We start from the raw sequence: 2,675 nt of genomic DNA on the forward strand, positions 1-2,675 counted from the left end.
TCGTAGAACCGGATGAAAGAATTCCTGTCAAAAAGAAAACGCAATTTTTAAGGGATTCAAAACCGATTTAGTTAAAGGTCATATAGGCTTTACTCTTGGTTATTAAATGGAAACGTTTCCAAAAATGCTGCTGCATTTATAGAAACGTATAGGGGGGTACTTTATGTTTTCAAATGGTAGAGGAATGGTTATTGTTTTCTTGTTCTTGGCAGGGGTGATAAATTATCTGGACCGATCAGCACTATCCATTGCAGCTCCGTTCATCCAAGATGATTTATCCTTAACAGCGACACAGATGGGGATCATTTTTAGTAGCTTTTCAGTTGGTTATGCCATATTTAATTTCCTCGGTGGAATGGCGTCCGATAAATGGGGTGCAAAGCTTACGCTTTTCGTGGCGATGATCGTTTGGTCTTTATTCAGTGGTGCTCTTGTACTGGCTGTCGGTTTTGCCAGTATGATCGTCATCCGCATCTTGTTTGGAATGGGCGAAGGCCCTCTTTCGGCAACCATCAATAAGATGGTGAATAACTGGTTCCCAGCGAATCAACGGGCATCTGTCGTTGGTTTGACGAATAGCGGGACCCCGCTTGGTGGCGCCATAGCAGGTCCGATTGTTGGATTTATTGCCATCTCATATGGATGGAGAGTTTCTTTCATTGCCATAATGGTGATTGGTCTAATATGGGCGATTTGCTGGTGGAAATTCGTTAAAGAAAAACCAGAAGGTTCAAAAGAACAGAAACATACGGGGAAATCTTATGTGGCGGCAACATCGGAAGGGAAGTTGAAATTCACCTTTTATTTAAAACAAAAAACGGTTTTATTTACTGCTCTCGCCTTTTTTTCTTACAACTATATTCTCTTCTTTTTCTTAACTTGGTTCCCAAGCTATTTGGTGGACGCACGCGGCCTAAGTGTAGAAAATATGAGCATCATCACTGTGATTCCTTGGATTTTTGGATTCATCGGACTTGCTTTGGGTGGTTTCGTGTCGGATTTCTTCTTTAAAAAATTCGCTAAAAAAGGTGTTTTATTCTCACGTAAGATCGTTCTTGTAACATGTTTGTTCTTATCGGCGGTATGTATCGGTTTTGCCGGACTGGTATCCACAACGGTCAGTGCGGTTACGCTTGTCGCACTTTCCGTCTTCTTCCTTTATTTGACTGGTGCCATTTATTGGGCAATCGTCAACGATGTTGTCGACCCTGGTAATGTTGGATCTGTTGGAGGTTTTATGCATTTCTTGGCAAATACAGCAGGTATCATCGGACCGACGTTAACAGGATATATTGTCGATACCTCAGGCACATACACAGTTGCATTCTTGCTTGCAGGTGGATTGGCCATCGTTGCATCGCTTGCAGTTATCCGTTTTGTAAGACCGATAGTAAAGCCTGCGTAATAGATTGTCAGAATGGAAGTGTCTCCCAAGGAAATATCAAGGGAAGCCACTTCCATTTTTTTTTATGCTTACTAGGCAAACTTAACGCATCCGATTTTCTTTTCGAAATGTTGCTGGCGTCTTTTCATTGTATTTTTTAAAGGTGCGAAAAAATTGGGGCATGCTTTCAAAACCACACATTTCAGCAATATGGGCAATGGTGTGATTCGTTTCCAGTAAAAGTTCCTTTGCCTTGATGATTCTTTTCGTATTTAAATATACTATTACCCCAATTCCGGTCGTTTCCTTAAAAACTCTGCTGAAATGAGCGGGACTGACCAAAGCTTTTTGTGCAAGTGTCGTCAAAGTCAATGCTTCATCGATATGTTCATTAATATAGATTAAAATATCTTTGATCCATTCTGAACTATAGCTATTGCCCACTGGTAAATCTTCTTTGTCATTCATCCGGATACGGTATAAATCAAGTATGATTTGATGAACGGTCAGCAAACAAGCATGCCTCGAGCCCATTGATTGGCTAGATGTTTCTTGCAGGATGAGCTGTAGCTGTTCCTCCATCTTTTCTTGTTTCTTTTGCGGCAATGATATTTTATAATTCTTACTCTTTTTTGTCAGGTCAAACAAATGTAAATATGAAAAAGAATCATCAACCATATCTTTATATATCAAGGTGGGACTGAAAAAGATAATGGTGGAGGTAACGGGATCGTCCTTATTGGGTAAAGCCCTATGAATCGTATTATTAGGGATCAGGAATACATCCCCTTGCTGCATATCATAAAACACATCACCGATAAAAAAAGTCCCCTTACCATTATAAACATAAACAATTTCATAATAATCATGCATATGATCGGACAATTCATTCTGGGGACTTTTCGTATCTTGATAGACAAAAGAAAATGGGAAGAGTAAATCATGATTTAATGCATTATGTATTTTTTTCATTTCGTTCATCTCCTGCAAGTATAATACAACAAGAATGAGTATATTTATAGCAAAATATGCAATTTATATTTCAAAAATTGATGTTAAAATTAAAAGGAATTTAAAAATTAAAAAAGTTCAAGCGGAAAATGAAAGGGCTTTCGGAATGGATTGACGTTTGGTTTTGAACGTCTTCACTCATGAAAAGGAGGGGACAAAATGAATAAATTTGTTCAATTGCATTCAAATGATGATGTTGTTATTTCCTTGGAGGGGATTCATAAAGGACATAGCCTCCAGATTCAATCGGAAGACAGGGGAATGATCTATATAAAGGCAA

Annotated in this window: 2 protein-coding genes; one reads left to right on the plus strand and one right to left on the minus strand. The window is 38.7% G+C overall.

The features are described from left to right. The first annotated feature begins 163 nt into the window (after window positions 1-163). On the plus strand, window positions 164-1,405 hold the full coding sequence (locus ACFVSH_RS25205; RefSeq protein WP_387708484.1) for an MFS transporter: 1,242 nt from the start codon (window positions 164-166) through the stop codon (window positions 1,403-1,405). A gap of 81 nt (window positions 1,406-1,486) precedes the next feature. On the opposite strand, the gene ACFVSH_RS25210 is transcribed toward ACFVSH_RS25205, so the two are convergent. Continuing rightward, window positions 1,487-2,356, minus strand: a complete 870-nt coding sequence (locus tag ACFVSH_RS25210) for an AraC family transcriptional regulator (RefSeq protein ID WP_387708486.1) — start codon at window positions 2,354-2,356, stop codon at window positions 1,487-1,489. Window positions 2,357-2,675 lie beyond the last annotated feature (319 nt).

This window comes from Peribacillus sp. NPDC058002, from assembly GCF_042886655.1.
GTDB classification, from domain to species: Bacteria; Bacillota; Bacilli; order Bacillales; family DSM-1321; genus Peribacillus; species Peribacillus aracenensis.